Here is an 18,674-nt window from a genome sequence, read left to right on the forward strand (position 1 = left end):
CTACACCGTGTGGACGATCATCACGTCGCAGTCGGACTGACGTGCGACGTCCGCCGGCACGGATCCGAGCAGCCGTCCGGTCAGTGAGTTGATGCCGCGGTTGCCGACGATCAGCAGGTCCGCTGATTCGTCGGTGACGATGGCCATGAGGGCGTCCACCGGGGCCCCCTCCTTCACGGCGGTGGAGACTTTCGTGGCCCCCACTTCTTCGGCTGCAGCCACAGCCGCAGCCAGGTTCTGTTGTGCCGGGTCCCCTCCGACCACGGTCTTCGAGTCCATCCGGATCGCTTTGACCGCCGACTCGGCGTTCTTGTAGTAGGCGCATCCGATCACCAGCCGGGCGTCAAATGCCGCGGCCAGTGCTGCTGCCCGTTTCACCGCCAGGACGGATGACGATGATCCGTCGGTTCCGACGACGATGGTCTCATAGGTGGTGCTATCGCTCACTGCCAGCCCTTTGTGATCGTGGATGGTTTCCACACGAAAGCCTACCCCAGTCAGATTCCTGCTTCGATCATGCCGCGCAGTTCCTTCTTAAGGTCGGCGATCTCGTCTCTCAGCCGCCCGGCGAGCTCGAACTTCAGTTCCCGCGCGGCATCCTGCATCTGCGTCGTGAGATCCGCGATGAGCTTCTCGAGTTCGGGCCGTGCCATGGACCCCGTGTCCTGAGCCCCGGCCGCCACAGAGTCACCCGAGGCGACGTTGACGTCCGCACCGAATCCCGTCGATGCGCCGTCCCCTTCCTCACTGCGGTTCTCGTACACCTGGTCGAGGATGTCCGCGATCGCCTTACGCAGGGGCTGCGGGTCAATTCCGTGTTCTTCGTTGTAGGCGACCTGCTTCGCACGCCGGCGTTCGGTCTCGTCCATGGCGTACTGCATCGAGTCGGTGACCTTGTCGGCGTACATGATGACCTCACCCGAGACATTTCGGGCGGCACGTCCGATGGTCTGTACCAGGGAGCGTTCCGACCGGAGGAAACCTTCCTTGTCTGCGTCAAGGATGGCGACCAGCGAGACTTCCGGGAGATCGAGCCCCTCACGCAGCAGGTTGATACCGACGAGGACGTCGTACTCCCCCAGCCGGAGTTGCCGGAGCAACTCCACCCGCTTGAGCGTGTCGATGTCCGAGTGCATGTACCGCACCCGCACGCCGTGCTCGAGAAGATAGTCGGTGAGGTCCTCCGCCATACGTTTGGTCAGGGTGGTCACCAGGACGCGTTCCTGCTTCTCGGTGCGCTGACGGATCTGCTCGATGAGATCGTCGATCTGCCCCTCGGTGGGCCGGACCTCGACCTTCGGGTCGACCAGACCCGTCGGGCGGATGACCTGTTCAACGAATTCGCCACCTGTCGCCGCCATCTCGTAGTCACCCGGCGTCGCCGACATGTAGACACACTGCCCCTTGCGGTCGTCGAACTCCTCCCAGGTCAGGGGCCGGTTGTCCAGTGCGCTGGGCAGGCGGAAACCGAAGTCGACGAGGTTGCGCTTGCGCGACATGTCGCCTTCGAACATGCCACCGATCTGCGGCACCGTGACGTGGGACTCGTCGATGATGGTGAGGTAGTCCTCCGGGAAGTAGTCGATCAACGTCGCCGGGGCAGAACCTGCCTCGCGCTGGTCCACGTGGCGCGAATAGTTCTCGATGCCCGAGCAGTATCCGACCTGTTGAATCATCTCCAGGTCGTATTCGGTGCGCATACGGAGGCGTTGCGCCTCGAGCAGTTTGCCCCGGCCCTCCAACTCGGCGACGCGTTGCTCGAGCTCTGCCCGGATGTCCTCCATCGCCTTCTCCATCCGGTCCGGTCCGGCCACGTAGTGTGTGGCCGGGAATATCCGGATGTCCTCGACTTCCCGGATGACGTCCCCGGTGAGGGGGTGAATGTAGAAGAGACTGTCGATCTCGTCACCGAAGAACTCGACGCGCACCGCCAGTTCCTCGTAGGCGGGGATGATGTCCACGACATCTCCCTTCACCCGGAACGCCCCACGGGTGAACGAGACATCATTTCGGTCGTACTGGATGTCGACCAGGAGACGGAGGAAACGGTCACGCTCCACCTCTTCCCCCACCTTGAGAACCACTGACCTGTCGAGATAGGACTGCGGGGTCCCCAGTCCGTAGATGCAGGAGACCGAGGAAACGACGACGACGTCACGACGGGACAGCAGGTTGGACGTCGCGGAGTGGCGGAGACGTTCGACATCGTCGTTGATCGACGAGTCCTTCTCGATGTACGTGTCCGTCTGCGCGATGTACGCCTCCGGCTGGTAGTAGTCGTAGTAACTGACGAAGTATTCGACGGCGTTGTTGGGGAGCAGACTACGAAGTTCATTCGCCAGCTGTGCCGCGAGCGTCTTGTTCGGTGCCATCACCAGCGTGGGGCGCTGCTGCTGCTCGATGAGCCAGGCCGCGGTCGCCGACTTGCCGGTGCCCGTGGCACCCATGAGGACGACGTCACGTTCGCCCCGGTTCAGTCTCTCATCGAGTTCCTTGATCGCGGCCGGCTGGTCACCGGCGGGTTCGTAGTCGCTGATGACCTCGAACCGGGCGTCACTGCGCTCCACCTCCCCGACCGGCCGGAACTCGGATTCGGAGAGGACCGGGTGTTCTGCGGCAAATGCCATGGAAGCTACACCTCATCCCAGAATGCGTCGACCTGGGCGACCAGAGCTTCCAGGTCCCCGCTGTTGTCCAGGACGACATCCGCTGCCGCCAGCCGCGTCTGTCGGTCCACCTGTGCGGCGAGGCGACGGCGGGCGTCGTCCTCGTCCAGACCCCGGGACTCCACGAGACGTGCGATACGCACGTCATCGGGGGCGTCGACGACGAGAACCGTGTCGACAGTCTCGATTTCCCCGTTCTCGATGAGTAGCGGCATGTCGTAGACCACCACCTCCCGACCCTCCTCGGCTGCGGTGTCGAAGAGCTCCGCGGTACGGGCGCGTATGCGTGGGTGGGTGATGGCGTTGAGTCTGTCTGTGGCAGCGGTCGAGGCGAACGCCTGTCGGGCGAGTTCCGCCCGGTCGAGACCCCCTTCCGGGGTGAGGACGCCATCGAACGCGTCGGCGAGTTCGGCGAGGGCCGGCTGCCCCGGCTCCACGATCTCACGGGCCACCTTGTCGGCGTCCACGACGAACGCGCCTTTCTGCCGGAGCCGTTCGGCCACCGTCGTCTTTCCGGAACCGATACCACCTGTCAGGCCGATAATGCGCATGTCCTCAAGGATAGCGCTGTCAGCCGGTATCGGCACCGGTCGAGACTCGGCCGAATCAGGAGCCGGGCAACGGCAACGTGAGGGAGCCGGTCACTGAACCGTCGCCGGACGACGTCAGAGCCGCCCCCGCGGCCGTGAGGCACTGGACGTTCGCTGCATTGGCGTTGGCGAAGAGATAGCGGAGTTGGTTGGCGGTCTCCCGTGCCGCTGCCTCATTCGCCTCGGCCCACTGTCCGGCGAGTTCTGAGAGCCGCTCACCGATGTCAGCACAGAACGCCTGGTCTCCCGTGCCGAGATTGCGGTTGAGCAGGCTTCCCGCCGAACCGTCGACCTCCTGAAGGTCAGGGAGGTCCGGAATCGTCTCGGTCGTGTCAGCGTCGGCAGCGTCGGCAGCGTCGGCAGCGTCGGCAGCGTCGGCAGCGTTCGCGACGGGAGCGAACACGATGCCTACGGCGAGGAGAACCGTGGCGCCAGCTGTCATCCGCCGGAAAGAAGTGCGTGTCATGCCACTGGACTATAGTCGCATTTATTCCCTTGCATAACTTTAATGATGTTTCTTCACAGGAGCCCCATGTACTCTTCCTCTCTCCGACGGGTCTCGACGGTGACCCTCACCGCAGTAGTGACGGCAGCGACGGCGACCGTCCTCGGCACAGGCTCTGCCGCTGCCGCTCCATGCGACACCTACGCCCCCAACCTCATCGACCGCGCGTCGGCACTACTCAGCTCGGGGTCCGGCAGCTCCGGTAGCTCGAGCACCTCAGGATCTCTGACGTCCTGGGCCGGCGACACACCGTGGGACCTGCCGAACGTGTCCGGCCCGACCGAGGCGATGTACATGGTGACCGGACCGAACAGTCCGGACGAAACACAGCGGCTGGGGTTGGCCTCCACCGACCTCGGCTTCATGTGGGATGCGGGCGCCGGCCAGACTCTCATGGCCTTCGGCGACAGTTTCGGCTGCGACTCCGGCCTCAGTGGGTGGCACTCCAATGCGCTGTTCTCCTCGCACGACACCGACCCCTCCGACGGGCTGTACCTCGACGGCACCGCCGACGGTGGACGGTCCGGTGAATTCCTCCCGGTATCCTTGAAGGAGCCTGGTGTCGAGCACACGAAGATCCCGACCTCGGGTATCGAGGTCAACGGTAACCAGTACGTCGACTTCATGTCGGTGAAATCCTGGGGGAACGCCGGCCAGTGGACCACCAACTACGCACAGACGGTGGAGTCCACCGACGGAGGGAAGGAATTTCTGCCCGTGGATACCTCGACCAGGGCGTCCTCCAAGGCATCCGGAGACTCCAGGATCACCAGCGTCACCGGGGACAGTGCTGCGGTCGACAACTTCCAGATGACCGCCCTGACCAAGCATACGGAGAACGGGACCGACTACGTCTACGCCTACGGCACCCCCAGCGGGCGGGACGGCTCAGCGCGACTCGCCCGCATCAGGCAGTCAACCTTCCCCGACTGGTCAAGCGCCGAGTACTGGGACGGATCCCGGTGGACGGGGGATGCCACGTCCGCGGCGACGGTCCTGGACGGACGGGTCTCGGAGCTCTCGGTGCAGTACAACGACTACCGCGACTCGTGGTTGGCGATGTACGAGTCCACCGAGGGGATCGTCCTGCGTGAGGCGGATTCCCCCACCGGGCCATGGTCGGAGAAGAAGACGGTGGTTTCCCGGCTCCAAGCGCCCGATGCCTACGGTGCGTTCATGCTGCCGACGCAGGCCGCCGACGACCCCTCACGCCTGTATTTCGTGATGACGACCTGGTCGGGGTACAACACAGCGATGCTACGCACCGATCTGGACGCCGTACTGCGCTGACCTCCCCCAAAGCAGACAGCAACCCCGGGGGTCGGTGTGACCAACCTCCGGGGTTGCTGTTTGCGAGGTTACCGTCTGTGGTGCACCTAGCGCTCGATGATCGCGGTGACGCCCTGTCCACCGGCGGCGCAGATGGAGACCAAGGTCCGGCCTCCACCGTTCTGTTCGAGGGTCTTCGCAGCGGTGGCGATGATGCGGCCACCGGTCGCGGCGAAGGGGTGGCCCGCGGCCAACGACGAACCCTTGACGTTCAGCTTCGAACGGTCGATGGCACCCAGCGGAGCGTCCAGGCCGAGACGGTCGCGGCAGTAGTCCTCGGACTCCCACGCCTGCAGGGTGGCCAGGGTCTGGGACGCGAAAGCCTCGTGGATCTCATAGAAGTCGAAGTCCTGGAGAGTCAGACCGTTGCGCTCGAGGAGACGCGGCACTGCGTAGGTCGGGGACATCAGCAGCCCGTCCGGGGTCAGCCCGTCACGGCCGTGCAGGAAATCGACCGACGCGGTCTCGGAGTCGACCAGGTAGGCCTGGACCGGCAGGTTGTGGGCATCTGCCCACTCCTCGGAGGCGAGCAGCACCGCGGAGGCACCGTCGGTCAACGGGGTGGAGTTGGCGGCGGTCATGGTCGCCTGCGTGCCGTGGGCTGCGGCGTCCTTCTTACCGAAGACCGGCTTGAGCTTCGCCAGCTTCTCGACCGACGAGTCGGGGCGCAGGTTGGTGTCACGCTGAACACCGAGGAACGGGGTCACGAGGTCGTCGAAGAAGCCCTCGTCGTAGGCGGCAGCGAGCTTCTGGTGCGACTCCACGGCCAGCTTGTCCTGGTCCTCGCGGGACACGTTGAGCTCACGCGCGGTGATGGCGGCGTGGTCACCCATGGACAGGCCGGTGCGCGGCTCACCGTTCTGCGGCTGCTCCGGAGCGATCTGGGACGGGCGCACCGTGCCCAGCAGCTTGACCATCTCGCCGGTGGTCTTGGCGTTGTTCACCTTGATCAGGGTCTTGCGCAGCTCATCGTTGACGGCCAGCGGCGCATCGGAGGTCGTGTCGGTACCACCCGCGATACCGGCGTCGATACGTCCCAACGCGATCGCGTCAGCGACCTGGATGGCGGCCGCCAGGCCCGTTCCACAGGCCTGCTGAAGGTCGAATGCGGGGGTCTGGGAGTCCAGTGCGGAGCCCAGCACGACTTCGCGGGTCATGTTGAAGTCACGGGCGTGCTTGAGGACTGCTCCGGCGACGACCATGCCCAACTGCTCGTCCTGCAGGCCGTAACGGGCGACCAGACCGTTGATGGCCGCTGTCAGCATGTCCTGGTTGGAAGCATTCGCGAACTCCTTGTTGGAGCGGGCGAAGGGGGTGCGGTTGCCGCCGAGAATGGCGACCTTACGAGGCGAAGTAGTCATCTGGATGTCTCTCCATCGTGTGTTGTCGTGTCGTCGTGGGTCGTGGTGTCGGCCAGACGTTGCCGGGAAGTCTACCGGTGCGGTTCCGTCTGGACCGGCCCCTGAACTTTTATGTAACCCCCGTCACGGAATCTTGAGACGTGGTTCGGGGTCACACACTAGGGTACAAATGTGAACATACATTGTTCGGGCGTCCGTAGGTACGCTTTCGAATAACGGATCCACTACCAAGGAGTTACGAACGTTGTCTTCCTCCAACAAGGGCCTGCTTGATCAGGTCGTCAATTCCAGCCTCGCAGGAAAGCTCGGTGTCCCCCAGGGTGAGCCGCTGCGTCGCTACAAGAAGGGCGAGCCCGCCCTGGACGGTCCGGTGGTCATCGGCGGCGAAGGCCGCGTCGCAGCAGGCGTCAAGCCGCTCCTGAGCAACGACTACCAGTTCGTCGACGGCGGCACTGACGCCAAGCGTGCCGCACTCGTCTTCGACGCCACCGGCATCACCAGGCCGGAGGAGCTCCACCAGCTCTTCGACTTCTTCAACCCGCAGATGCGCAAGCTGCTCCCCTGCGCCCGACTGGTGGTCATCGGCACCACCCCTGAACTGGTGAAGGACCGTGACGAGCACATCGTCCAGCGCTCCCTCGAGGGGTTCACCCGGTCGGTGGCCAAGGAACTGCGCCGCGGCGCGACCGCGCAGCTGGTCTACGTCGCACCGGAGACCTCCTCTGACCTGACCGGTCTCGAATCCACACTGCGCTTCCTGCTCTCCGGCAAGTCCGCCTTCGTCGACGGCCAGGTCATCCGGGTCTCCGCTGACGCCTCCACCGCCCCCGAATCGTGGGATGAGCCGCTCGCCGGCAAGATCGCCGTGGTCACCGGTGCCGCCCGTGGTATCGGCGCCGATATCGCCAAGGTTCTCGGCCGCGACGGCGCCAAGGTCATCTGTGTGGACATCCCCGCCGCCGGTGAAGGCCTCGCGGAGACCGCCAACGAGGTCAAGGGCTCGTCCCTGCCCCTCGACGTGACCGCACCTGACGCGGCGGAGAAGATCAAGTCGCACGCCGAGGAACGCCACGGCGGCAAGGTCGACATCATCGTCCACAACGCCGGGGTCACCCGCGACAAGTTGCTCGCCAACATGGACGAGGGCCGGTGGAACATGGTGCAGAACATCAACCTCGTCGCACCGGTACGCATCACCGAGGGGCTGCTGCAGAACGGCGGTCTCGCTGACGGCGGACGCGTCGTGGGTGTGTCCTCGATGGCCGGTATCTCCGGCAACCGCGGTCAGACCAACTACGCCACCACCAAGGCCGGCGTCGTCGGCCTCGTCGACTCCTTCTCCGAGGAACTCGCCGACAAGGGGATCACGGTCAATGCCGTGGCACCGGGCTTCATCGAGACGGCCATGACCGACGCAATGCCCTTCGGTACCCGCGAAGTCGGTCGCCGTCTCAATTCCCTGGCGCAGGGCGGCCACACCGTCGACGTCGCCGAAACCATCGCCTACTTCGCCGGCAACGCGTCCAACGCCGTCACCGGCAACACCGTGCGCGTCTGCGGCCAGAACCTGCTCGGCGCCTAGGAAGGAACCCCACCGTGACTGTCACTTACAAGGAACTCCCCGCCATCCCCGACCTCATGGCGGAGTACAAGGGTGCCGCCAAGAACATGGTTCCTGTGGTCGGCGCGAAGCGGTCAGCCACGAAGGACCCGTCGACGGGTTTCGAGGTCAGGGGCGTCACCATCGATATCCCCCACCTCGCCGCATACGCGGACGCCACCGGACTCCGTCTCGGCAACGAGCTGCCGTACACCTACCCCTACGTCATTTCCTTCGCACTGGTGATGAAGGTGATGTCGACCGATGACTTCCCCTTCAACGCCGTCGGTGGGGTGCACCTCACCAACGTGATCGAGCAGTCCCGCCCGCTGACCGTCGACGATGTACTGCACATCCGTACCCACGCCCAGAATCTGCGTAGGCACCGCAAGGGACTGCTGATCGACATGGTCACCGAGGTGTTCGTCGAAGGGGAGGACAGCGACACCCCGGTGTGGAAGCAGACCTCCGGCTTCCTCGCCAAGGGCGCCAAGCTGTCGTCCTCCGCCGACGCCGTTGTGGCGGGCCGCGACGAGGACACCGGTTCACTCTTCGAACGTCCCGACGTCCCGGAGGACCCCACACCGACGGCGACCTGGCCTGTCGACCAGGCCGGCATCAAGATCTACGCGGACGCCTCGGGAGACAAGAATCCGATCCATGTGTCCTCGCTGGGTGCGAAGGCCTTCGGTTTCCCTGCGACGATCGCCCACGGTATGTGGTCAGCGGCCCGGATCCTCAGTGGACTGGAGGGCCTGCTGCCGGCCGCAGGGAAGTACTCGGTGGAGTTCGCCAAGCCCATCGTCCTCCCCACCAAGGTCGCGTTCTTCACGGAGAAGGATGGCGAGAACTGGAACATCCAGTTGCGTAAGGCATCCAAACTGGAGACGCTCCACGCGGTCGCAGAGGTGACACCCGCGTAGTCGTCACGCTGCTTCGCCAGCACCGTTACCGAGCCCCGCGCACCCCCCGGTGTGCGGGGCTTCTGCCGTGCGACCACGCTCAGACGGGGGTGCCTCCAGGTTGGGTACGTATACTCCCTAGGGGTATACGGAAAACCACACGGAAGGCGGAAACCCGCATGACCAGACGACTGGTAACCCTGACCGCAGTTGCTCTCCTCGGCGGCGCACTGACGCTGACGGCATGCAGCTCCAACCAGAATGACAGTACGGCGACCGACACTCCCGGCGAGGACCCACACATGGGCCACATGGACCACATGGACCATCCTGCTGACGGCGGCCCCGCTCCCGAGGGCATCACCGAGGCGGAGGACCCCGGTTATCCCGTGGGAACGGACGTCGTGCTCACCGCCGACCACATGGCAGGCATGGACGGTGCCACCGCGACCGTCTCGGGGGCCTTCGACACCTACACCTACTCCGTCTCCTACACCCCCACCGACGGAGGCGAGCCGGTCTCCGACCACAAGTGGGTCGTCCAGGAGGAACTCGCCGATGTCGGCGACGAGCGCGTCGCGGACGGTGAGACCGTCACTCTCGAGGCCGACCACATGCCGGGAATGGACGGTGCAGAGGCGACGATCGACAGCTCCACCGATGAGACGGTCTACATGGTCGACTACGAAGCGGACGGCATGACCATGACGAATCACAAGTGGGTCACCGAAAGCGAGATCCGCCCGGCAGAGTAGAGGAGCTTCACCGAGCCCCTCAAGGAGGAGAACCGCCAGATGCACGACCACCACACCCACCACGACGCACACACTGACCATGGGCACGCCGGACACGGTGATCATGCGGGCCACGGCGATCACGTGGCCCAGTTCCGTCGACTGTTCTGGATCATGCTTGTCCTCGCCGTCCCGGTGGTGGCGTTCAACGACATGTTCGCCAGCCTGATCGGCTACACCCTGCCCGACAGCGGGATCACCGGCTGGATATCACCTGTCCTCGGAACCGTCATGTACGTCTGGGGAGGACGCCCGTTCCTGACGGGTGGCTGGGACGAGATCAGGTCCCGGCAGCCGGGAATGATGCTGCTGATCGCACTCGCCATCACCGTCGCCTTCGTCGCGTCCTGGGGCGCGAGCCTCCAGCTTCTGAGCCATGAGCTTGACTTCTGGTGGGAGCTGGCGTTGCTCGTGGTGATCATGCTGCTGGGCCACTGGATCGAGATGAGGTCGCTGGCCCAGACCTCCTCGGCGCTCGATTCACTTGCCGCACTGCTCCCCGACGAGGCCGAGAAGGTCGCGGAGGACGGCACCGTCACCACGCTGCATCCGGCTGAACTTCGGGTCCACGATTTCGTGATCGTGCGTCCCGGGGCCTCTGTCCCTGCCGACGGGACGATCATCGACGGATCAGCGTCCATGGACGAGTCCATGGTGACCGGCGAATCAGCGACCGTGCGCCGCGAGGTCGGCGACAGTGTCGTCGCCGGAACCGTCGCGACCGATTCCGGCCTCCGCGTGGAGATCAGTGTCGTCGGGGACGACACGGCTCTGGCAGGTATCCGGGCGCTCGTCTCCGAGGCGCAGAACTCATCGTCACGGGCGCAACGACTCGCCGACACTGCCGCGGGCTGGCTCTTCTGGTTCGCCCTCGGGGCGGCGGTGGTCACCGCAGTCATCTGGTCTGCCGTCGGACGTCCGGAGGACGCGGTGGTCCGTACAATCACCGTCCTCGTCATCGCGTGTCCCCATGCACTCGGTCTGGCCATCCCTCTCGTGGTCTCCATCGCCACCGAACGCGCAGCCCGGGCCGGCATCCTGATCAAGGCCCGGCTCGCCCTGGAGTCCATGAGATCGGTGGACACCGTCCTCTTCGACAAGACCGGCACGCTCACCCGTGGTGAACCTGCCGTCACCGACATCGCCGAGGGCGGCGTCGGGCTGGACGCGGACCGGATTCTCTCCGTCGCTGCGGCAGCGGAATCCGACAGCGAACATCCACTGGCCACGGCGATCACGGACGCTGCACAGCGCCGGGGCCTCACAGTCCCCCGGGCAACGGACTTCTCCTCGTCCCCGGCCGTCGGCGTGAAGGCGACGGTGGACGGAGCCGTCGTCGAGGTCGGTGGCCCCTACCTCCTTGAACAGCACGGGGCCTCCGAGTTGGCCGATGCAGACCGCTGGCGAGAGGACGGGGCGATCATCCTCCACGTCCTCGTGGACGGTTCGGTAGCCGGCGCGCTCCGGCTGGCCGATGAGATCCGGCCCGAGTCCTGGGCGGCCGTCGAGGCCCTGCACTCCCGGGGCGTACAGGTCATGATGATCACCGGTGATGCGCGGGCGGTAGCCGACTCCGTCGCCGCGGAGCTCGGAATAGACCGGGTTTTCGCCGGTGTCCGGCCCGAGGACAAGGCCGCCAAGATCTCCGAGCTCCACGCTCAGGGACATGAGGTCGCGATGGTGGGTGACGGCGTCAACGATGCGCCGGCTCTCGCCGCCGCCGACGTCGGAATCGCCATCGGCGCGGGGACCGATGTCGCCATCAGTTCGGCCGGGGTGATCCTCGCCAGTTCCGATCCCCGGTCGGTCCTGTCCGTCATCGACCTCTCACGCGCCACCTACCGCAAGATGACCCAGAATCTCTGGTGGGCGGCAGGGTACAACCTGGTTTCTGTACCGTTGGCCGCCGGAGTGCTCGCGCCGGTCGGCTTTGTCCTGCCGATGAGCGTCGGGGCAATCCTGATGTCGGCGTCGACGGTGGTGGTCGCGTTGAACGCCCAACTGCTGCGCCGGCTCGACCTGGGCCGGTGAACAGGCCGTGACCCGGTAGACTGCAGCCATGGTCATGACTCCCGAAGACGTCAACAACGTGAAGTTCAGCAAGCCTCGCTTCGGCCGTCGGGGCTACGACGAGGCCTCGGTCGACGCATTCCTCGACGGCGTCATGGAATCACTCTCCAGCATGCAGGACCGGATCGACGAGCTCGAGAGACGGCTCGCCTCACGACCGCCCCGGTTGTGACGGGACTACGGGGTGGTCACGGCCTCAGCTGACTTCGCCGTGACGGTGATGATGTCGTCGCCGAAAGCGGCGACCGGGGCCGGCAGTCCCTCCACCGTCGAAAAGCTCTTTGTGTTGACCACGATGACGGGGGTCACCGCCGAATACCCGGCATCACGGATCCGCTGGGCGTCGAACCGGATCAGGGGTGTACCGGCTGTCACTGCCTGCTTCTTCTCGACAAGGACCTCGAAGCCCACACCGCCCATCTTCACCGTGTCGATGCCGATATGGATCAGCAGGTCGATTCCGTTGTCCAACCGTAACCCGACGGCGTGACCGGATTTCTGGACCGTCAGGATTTTCCCGTCGGCGGGCGCCACGACCGTGTCACCCGACGGTTCGATGGCGATGCCCTGCCCGAGGGCCGCCGATGAGAAGGCGGGGTCGTCGACCTCGGACAACGGTATGGCTCTCCCCTCGACAGGGGCGGTGACCACGGTGACCGCCCCGGGCTCCAGCGCAGGTTTCGACGTTGCCGCGACGAGATCTGACTCCGGTGCCCCGCGCCCCTCACCGTCGGCACCGTCCTCCTTCTCACGCTCGGCGGCGAGTCCGGCGAGGACCTCCGCTTTCTCGTCCTTACCCCTGTAGTCGAAGAAGACGACCAGCAGCATCGAGGTGAGGAACGCGGCGGCGATACCGATGAGGTATCCGCCCCACGGGTCCATGGCGGGAAAGGTCAGCAGAGAGGTGAACACGAAGGCACTTGCCTTGACGTCGAAGAACCCGATGATGATGCCGCCGACCAGACACCCCGGCAGCAGCCGGACGTAGGTCTTCTTGAACCGCAGCAGGACACCGTAGAGGGACGGTTCCGAGATGCCGCCGAACAGGCCGGCCATCAGACCGCCCAGCGACACCTGTCGCATCCCCTTGTTCTTCTCGCGGAAGGAGATGAACAGGACACCTGCCACGACACCGAAGCAGGCGAAGTTCCAGGCGCCCATCGGCCCCTGGATGAAGTCGTAGCCGAGGGTGGCGATGTTCTGGATCATGATGGCGTTGAGCGGCCAGTGCAGTCCCAACGGCACCAGGAAAGGGTACAGCAGCGGGATGATCACGGCGAGGATGAACGGCGAGACCCCGTTCAGCCACAGCAGGAAATCTGAGATACCGTTGCCGATGCCGATACCGAACGGCCCCAGGAGGAATGCCGTGGCAGGGATCATGATCAACAGGGAGAAGAACGGAACGAAGACCATCTGGACCGCCGCGGGAATGATCTTCTTCAGCCCCTTCTCCACCCAGAACAGTCCGATGGCAGCGATCAACGGTGGGAAGACCTGTGACGAGTAGTCGTTGAGCACCAGCGGAATGCCGAAGATGTGGACGGTCTCCCCTGCCTCCCCGAGTGAGAGGAATTCCGGTGTCAGCAGCGCCGCCGGGATGGCGGCCCCGACCCACTCGTTGGCTCCCAGCTTCCGTGCCGCGGTTGCGCCGATCATGATCGGCAGGAAGTAGAAGACCGACCGCCACATCGCATGCAGCAGGACGTAACCGTCGGGCTGGTCCGCCATGTCGGCCCGGAAGTCCTGCATGTTGAAGGTGTCGGCCAACACGAGCATCGTGATGATCAGGGAGGCACCCAACAACGCCCACAGCACCGGACGGAAGGTGTCGGAAAGGAACTCGAAGCAGTAGTTGACCCAGTCGTACCGGCCGCGGACTCCGCCGTACTCCTTCTTCGACGAGGACCGTGCGTCCGCCTCCGTGTCCCCCATCCCAGGTTCTTTGACGATGGCGTTGTAGTAGTCGGCGACTCCTCCCCCCATCACGACCTGGAGCCCGGTACTTCCCTGCTCGACGACACCGAGGACGGCCGGATCACTGTCGAGTGTGTCCTTGTCCACTTTCGAACGGTCAACCAGGTCGAAGCGGAGTCGTGTTGCGCAGTATGTCAGTGAGGAGACGTTGTCGGCCCCTCCGATTTCCCGGAGGATGTGCCGGGACGTTTCTGTGGTCGCAGAGGCCATGTGTGGTTCCGCCTTGGTGAGGTGACATGGGATATGCGCCGCCCTGATCGGGCGGCATCCTCCACATCATAGAACTTATCCATGAAAAAGATAAGGTCCCCGGAGGCAACAGAAACCCGGCCCACCCCGGGAACGGGGTGGGCCGGGTCAGTACCGCAGTTCAGCGACGGTACTACTCACCGGAACCGGCGAGCTTCTCGCGCAGAGCGGCGAGCTGCTCGTCAGAAGCCAGGGAGCCGGCGTCCGAGGTGGTCTCCTCGACGGCGGCGGCCGGCTTGTCCGAGTTGCTGGAGTAGGAGCCGTTGTCGGCGGCCTCGTCAGCTTCGGCAGCCTGGGCGCGGTGGCGCTCGATCTGCGCGGCGTGCATCTTGTGGCGACGCTCAGACTCGGCGTAACGGGCCTCCCAGGCCTCACGCTGCTCGTCGAAGCCTTCCATCCACTCGTTGGTCTCCGAGTCGAAGCCCTCCGGGAAGATGTAGTTGCCCTGCTCGTCGTAGGAGTCGGCCATACCGTACTTGGAGGGGTCGAACTCCTCGGCGAAGTCCTCGTCGGCCTGCTTCAGCGACAGGGAGATACGGCGACGCTCGAGGTCGATGTCGATGACCTTGACCATGAGCTCCTGGCCGACGGTGACGATCTGGTCCGGGACATCCACGTGGCGCTCGGCCAGCTCGGAGATGTGGACCAGGCCCTCGATGCCCTCCTCGACGCGGACGAAAGCGCCGAACGGAACCAGCTTGGTGACCTTGCCCGGGACGATCTGGCCGATCGCGTGGGTCCGGGCGAAGACGCGCCACGGATCCTCCTGGGTGGCCTTCAGCGACAGGGACACGCGCTCGCGGTCCAGGTCGACGTCGAGGACCTCGACGGTGACCTCGTCACCGACGGTGACAACCTCGGACGGGTGGTCGATGTGCTTCCAGGAGAGCTCGGAGACGTGCACCAGGCCGTCGACACCGCCGAGATCGACGAAGGCGCCGAAGTTGACGATGGAGGACACGACGCCCTTGCGGACCTGGCCCTTCTGCAGCTGGTGCAGGAACTCGGAGCGGACCTCGGACTGGGTCTGCTCGAGCCATGCGCGGCGAGAGAGGACGACGTTGTTGCGCTGCTTGTCGAGTTCGATGATCTTGGCCTCGATCTCCTGGCCGATGTACGGCTGGAGGTCGCGGACGCGACGCATCTCGACGAGGGAGGCGGGGAGGAAACCGCGCAGACCGATGTCCAGGATGAGGCCGCCCTTGACGACCTCGATGACGGTACCGGTGACCGGCTCGTCCTTCTCCTTGAGCTCCTCGATGGTGCCCCAGGCGCGCTCGTACTGTGCGCGCTTCTTGGACAGGATCAGGCGGCCTTCCTTGTCCTCCTTGGTGAGGACCAGGGCGTCGACCTCGTCGCCGACCTCGACGACCTCGCCGGGATCGACATCGTGCTTGATGGACAGCTCGCGGGAGGGGATGACACCCTCGGTCTTGTATCCGATGTCAAGCAGGACCTCGTCGTGGTCGACCTTGACGACGGTACCTTCAACGATGTCACCGTCGTTGAAGTACTTGATGGTGGCGTCGACTGCGGCGAGGAAATCCTCAGCGGAGCCGATGTCGTTGACGGCTACCTGAGGAACGTTGTTGGTGGGCATATGTGAAGTTGCTCCGAGACGGATTGTTCTTAGTGATGGACAGGGGGCACCGCTCCACCAGCGTTCAGTGTGACGGCACCGTCGCGCGCCTGCGGACAGACGGTTAACGGACTGTAGGCTACACGACCCCTCCGAGCTGTGCAAATACCGTCTGGGAGAACTCCTCCGTGCCCACTCCCGCGGGCCCCGCGAGATCCGGTGTCGGAGAGTGGGTGAGAGCATGCCGGACCGCGGCAGCGAGGGCGTCTCCCGCCTCAGGGTAGCCGAGGTGACTGAGCATCATGGCGGCGGAGTTCATGATGCCGGCGGGGTTGGCGATTCCACGACCAGCGATGTCGGGGGCCGATCCGTGCGCCGCCTGAGCCATCACCGTCCGGTCCCCGGCGTTGATACTGCCTGCAGCCCCCAGGGAGCCTCCCAGTGCCGCAGTCAGGTCCGAGAGGATATCCCCGAACATGTTCTCCGCCACGATGGTCCGGTGACGTTCCGGACGGACGACCAGATCCGCGCACAGGGCGTCGATGTGCACAGGCAACAGCTCCACCCCGGTCTCGGCCGCCATGGCCTCGGCTTCCTCCAGGTACATCCCGGATGTCCGCGCCAGGACGTTGGCTTTGTGTGCGACGGTGAGAGGACCCCCTCGTTCAGCGGCGACACGACCGGCACGCCGGATGATCCTGCGCACGCCGTGCCGGGTGAATGTGCCGATCGCCAGTGCGACGTCAGGCGTGACCATCACGTCACCTGTCCCTGCATACATGTTGCGGTCGGCATACAGCCCCTCGGTGTTCTCCCGCACGACGACCAGATCCATCCGCGGCGCCACAGCACCGGGCAGACCACGGACGGGACGGATATTCGCCCACAGGTCACCACGGACACGCAGTGCCGCCGACGGGTTCTGCTGCTCCCTCGCCTCGGTCGGATAGGAGGCGTTGTCATGGGGCCCGAGGATCCAGCCGTCCAGCCCGGCGACAGCGGACCAGGTCTCGTCAGGGAGGATCTGTCCGGTCTCGGTGAAAGCTTCCCGACCGAGCAGCAGCGGCACCCACTGCACCGTGTACCCGCCGTAGCGGTGGAGTGCGGTGGTCGTGGCAGTGACCGTGGGCTCGACGATCTCCGGACCGACCCCCTCACCAGGCCAGTACCCCAACGTCAGCGCAGCCTTCCGGGAACTTATCCGGGAACTCTCAGTCGTCATACTCACAAGGCACCATCCTAGGCGACCGGACACGCGACCCGTGCGCGGGTTTCACTCTCCACCGGGCACTCCGGATACGATGACGCCCGTGAAAGACAACTCCCCCAGCCCAGACCAGACAGACATCCACCCGCCGAGGTTCGGACGCACACCCCTGAATCCGGGGACGGTGGTCTTCAACCTCCTCCGCGGTGGCCTGATCGGTTCCGCTGAACTCGTCCCCGGTATTTCAGGCGGGACGGTCGCCCTGGTCACCGGTGCCTATGAGAGGGTGCTCTACAACGCCAACCGACTGCTTGACGCGGTGAAGGCCTTTGCCACGGACCGGGCCGAAGGGGTCCGGCGGTTCAAGGCCGTGGACTGGACCATGCTGCTTCCCATGGCGGTCGGAATGGTCGCCATGGTTTTCGCCCTCGCGGGAATCCTCGGCTCATTCGTGGAGGACCATCCTGTTCCCGCCAAGAGTCTGTTCCTCGGTATGGTCGCGGTCTCGGTCGTGGTCCCGCTGTTGATGATCGACACCACTGACCTGAAACGTCGTCTCCCGGTGGCAGTGCCACTCTTCATCGTCGGTGCACTGTTCACCTTCATCGCGACAGGTTTCTCCTCGTCGACGAACCCTGACCCCAACCTTCTGCTGGTGTTCATCGCTGCGGCCATCGCGGTGTGCGCGCTGATCCTCCCCGGTGTCTCAGGATCATTCTTCCTCTACGCGATCGGCATCTATTCGGCGACGCTGACTGCCGTCAGCGACCTGGACGTGACCTACATCCTGGTCTTCGGTCTCGGTGCGCTGACCGGTCTCGTGCTGTTCGTCCGGGTGATGGAGCACCTCCTGACCAAACACCGCACCCTCACCCTGTTCACGATGACGGGCATGCTGCTGGGCTCGCTGCGGGCGCTCTGGCCCTGGCAGGACGAGGACGCCGGCATCCAGGCGCCCGGTGATCAGGCTGGACTCGCGCTGGGCCTGTTCCTGCTCGGAGCCGCCGTGGTCGCCCTCATGGTCATCTTCGAACAGGTCACGAAACGTCGCCGGGCACAGGGCGGCTCCTCGCATCCAGGCAGCACCTCCGGTCAGCTCCCCTGACCCTCGGAGGGCGGAGGCATAGCATGGGGGGATGATCGCTTTCACCGACCAGTTCTGGCCCCAGGTGGGTCTGCTGCTGCTCGCGTTCGCGCTGAGCACGGTCGTGGGGGTGGAACGACGGCTGCGGGGGCACAACGGCGGTCCCGGTACCCTGGCGATCGTCGGCACGTCGTCGGCGTTGTTCGTGATGTTGAGCAAGTACGGTTTCGCCGATGTCATCTCCGACCAGACCAGTTACGATCCGTCACGCGTGGCGGCCTCAGTGGTGTCGGGAATCGGTTTCCTCGGTGCCGGGCTGATCCTCACCCGCCGCGGCGCCGTCGTAGGCCTGACCACAGCGGCATCGGTGTGGGAGGTCGCCGCAATCGGCGCATCGGCCGGAGCTGGCCTGTGGTCTCTCGCGCTGACCGTCACACTGCTGCACATGGTGATCACGTTCGGGCTGCGACGACTGTCCCGACTGCTTCCGGGTCCCCACAGCCACGTCCTGATCGAGGTCACCTACGACGACGGTCGGGGGCTGCTGCGGGTGGTGCTGACCGCCATCACCGGAAGCGGTTGGACGATCCGTCAGGTGCACCAGGAGCACACGGCCACGTCCGACGGGCATGACGACCGCCCTGCCGCCGTCACCCTCGAGCTCGTCGGGCGGCACCGCGCCGATGCACTGGCAACCTCCCTGTCCAGGATGGACGGGGTCCGACGGGTGGAGATTCTGTCCAGTGGCGACCTGGAATAGC

Annotated in this window: 16 protein-coding genes; 8 read left to right on the top strand and 8 right to left on the bottom strand. The window is 65.0% G+C overall.

The features are described 5' to 3' along the window. From BJF89_RS12820 to BJF89_RS12835, 4 genes are read right to left on the bottom strand one after another with little or no spacing between them, the layout of a single operon-like run. Positions 1-447 carry a universal stress protein gene (locus tag BJF89_RS12820; RefSeq protein ID WP_075815690.1) on the bottom strand — a complete coding sequence of 149 codons (447 nt, stop codon included), beginning with the start codon at positions 445-447 and terminating at the stop codon, positions 1-3. 50 nt (positions 448-497) lie between these two features. Next, entirely contained in the window at positions 498-2,627 is a 2,130-nt protein-coding gene (uvrB, locus tag BJF89_RS12825; RefSeq protein ID WP_075815441.1) for an excinuclease ABC subunit UvrB, read from the bottom strand. 5 nt (positions 2,628-2,632) lie between these two features. Further along, complete coding sequence (gene coaE, locus BJF89_RS12830) at positions 2,633-3,217, bottom strand: dephospho-CoA kinase (RefSeq protein WP_075815443.1); 585 nt, start codon at positions 3,215-3,217, stop codon at positions 2,633-2,635. Positions 3,218-3,272: 55 nt separating this feature from the next. Next, positions 3,273-3,722: a hypothetical protein gene (locus BJF89_RS12835; protein WP_139312049.1), complete on the bottom strand. Its 450-nt coding sequence runs from the start codon at positions 3,720-3,722 to the stop codon at positions 3,273-3,275. Positions 3,723-3,788: 66 nt separating this feature from the next. Here BJF89_RS12835 and BJF89_RS12840 point away from each other — a divergent pair, with 66 nt between their 5' ends. Then, positions 3,789-5,051: a DUF4185 domain-containing protein gene (locus tag BJF89_RS12840; RefSeq protein ID WP_075815447.1), complete on the top strand. Its 1,263-nt coding sequence runs from the start codon at positions 3,789-3,791 to the stop codon at positions 5,049-5,051. Between the two features lie 86 nt (positions 5,052-5,137). On the opposite strand, the gene BJF89_RS12845 is transcribed toward BJF89_RS12840, so the two are convergent. Beyond that, positions 5,138-6,451, bottom strand: a complete 1,314-nt coding sequence (locus BJF89_RS12845) for an acetyl-CoA C-acetyltransferase (RefSeq protein ID WP_075815449.1) — start codon at positions 6,449-6,451, stop codon at positions 5,138-5,140. A gap of 244 nt (positions 6,452-6,695) precedes the next feature. On the opposite strand from BJF89_RS12845, the gene BJF89_RS12850 reads away from it, so the two are divergent. From BJF89_RS12850 to BJF89_RS12870, 5 genes are all read left to right on the top strand, one after another. Then, entirely contained in the window at positions 6,696-8,033 is a 1,338-nt protein-coding gene (locus BJF89_RS12850; protein WP_075815451.1) for a 3-oxoacyl-ACP reductase, read from the top strand. Between the two features lie 14 nt (positions 8,034-8,047). Continuing rightward, positions 8,048-8,974, top strand: coding sequence for a MaoC/PaaZ C-terminal domain-containing protein (locus BJF89_RS12855; RefSeq protein ID WP_255372646.1), 927 nt, complete (start codon positions 8,048-8,050; stop codon positions 8,972-8,974). 158 nt (positions 8,975-9,132) lie between these two features. Beyond that, the gene (locus BJF89_RS12860; protein WP_075815453.1) at positions 9,133-9,708 is read left to right on the top strand and encodes a YdhK family protein; all 576 of its coding nucleotides are present in this window, start codon (positions 9,133-9,135) and stop codon (positions 9,706-9,708) included. Positions 9,709-9,747: 39 nt separating this feature from the next. Next, positions 9,748-11,778 carry a copper-translocating P-type ATPase gene (locus BJF89_RS12865; protein WP_075815455.1) on the top strand — a complete coding sequence of 677 codons (2,031 nt, stop codon included), beginning with the start codon at positions 9,748-9,750 and terminating at the stop codon, positions 11,776-11,778. A 34-nt stretch (positions 11,779-11,812) separates the two neighbouring features. Continuing rightward, complete coding sequence (locus BJF89_RS12870; protein ID WP_158026064.1) at positions 11,813-11,989, top strand: DivIVA domain-containing protein; 177 nt, start codon at positions 11,813-11,815, stop codon at positions 11,987-11,989. Positions 11,990-11,994: 5 nt separating this feature from the next. Here BJF89_RS12870 and BJF89_RS12875 read toward each other — a convergent pair whose 3' ends face one another. The 3 genes from BJF89_RS12875 to BJF89_RS12885 all read right to left on the bottom strand — a co-directional run bounded on the left by BJF89_RS12875 (position 11,995) and on the right by BJF89_RS12885 (position 16,844). Further along, positions 11,995-14,004, bottom strand: a complete 2,010-nt coding sequence (locus tag BJF89_RS12875; RefSeq protein ID WP_075815459.1) for a glucose PTS transporter subunit IIA — start codon at positions 14,002-14,004, stop codon at positions 11,995-11,997. Positions 14,005-14,176: 172 nt separating this feature from the next. After that, the gene (gene rpsA, locus BJF89_RS12880) at positions 14,177-15,643 is read right to left on the bottom strand and encodes a 30S ribosomal protein S1 (RefSeq protein WP_038548998.1); all 1,467 of its coding nucleotides are present in this window, start codon (positions 15,641-15,643) and stop codon (positions 14,177-14,179) included. A 118-nt stretch (positions 15,644-15,761) separates the two neighbouring features. Then, positions 15,762-16,844, bottom strand: coding sequence for an isocitrate/isopropylmalate family dehydrogenase (locus BJF89_RS12885; RefSeq protein ID WP_075815461.1), 1,083 nt, complete (start codon positions 16,842-16,844; stop codon positions 15,762-15,764). A 79-nt stretch (positions 16,845-16,923) separates the two neighbouring features. Here BJF89_RS12885 and BJF89_RS12890 point away from each other — a divergent pair, with 79 nt between their 5' ends. Both BJF89_RS12890 and BJF89_RS12895 read left to right on the top strand, forming a co-directional pair. Continuing rightward, on the top strand, positions 16,924-17,934 hold the full coding sequence (locus BJF89_RS12890) for a DUF368 domain-containing protein (RefSeq protein ID WP_075815463.1): 1,011 nt from the start codon (positions 16,924-16,926) through the stop codon (positions 17,932-17,934). A 31-nt stretch (positions 17,935-17,965) separates the two neighbouring features. After that, positions 17,966-18,673: an MgtC/SapB family protein gene (locus tag BJF89_RS12895; RefSeq protein WP_075815465.1), complete on the top strand. Its 708-nt coding sequence runs from the start codon at positions 17,966-17,968 to the stop codon at positions 18,671-18,673. Position 18,674: the final 1 nt, after the last annotated feature.

The organism is Corynebacterium sp. CNJ-954, assembly GCF_001942345.1.
Lineage (GTDB): Bacteria > Actinomycetota > Actinomycetes > Mycobacteriales > Mycobacteriaceae > Corynebacterium.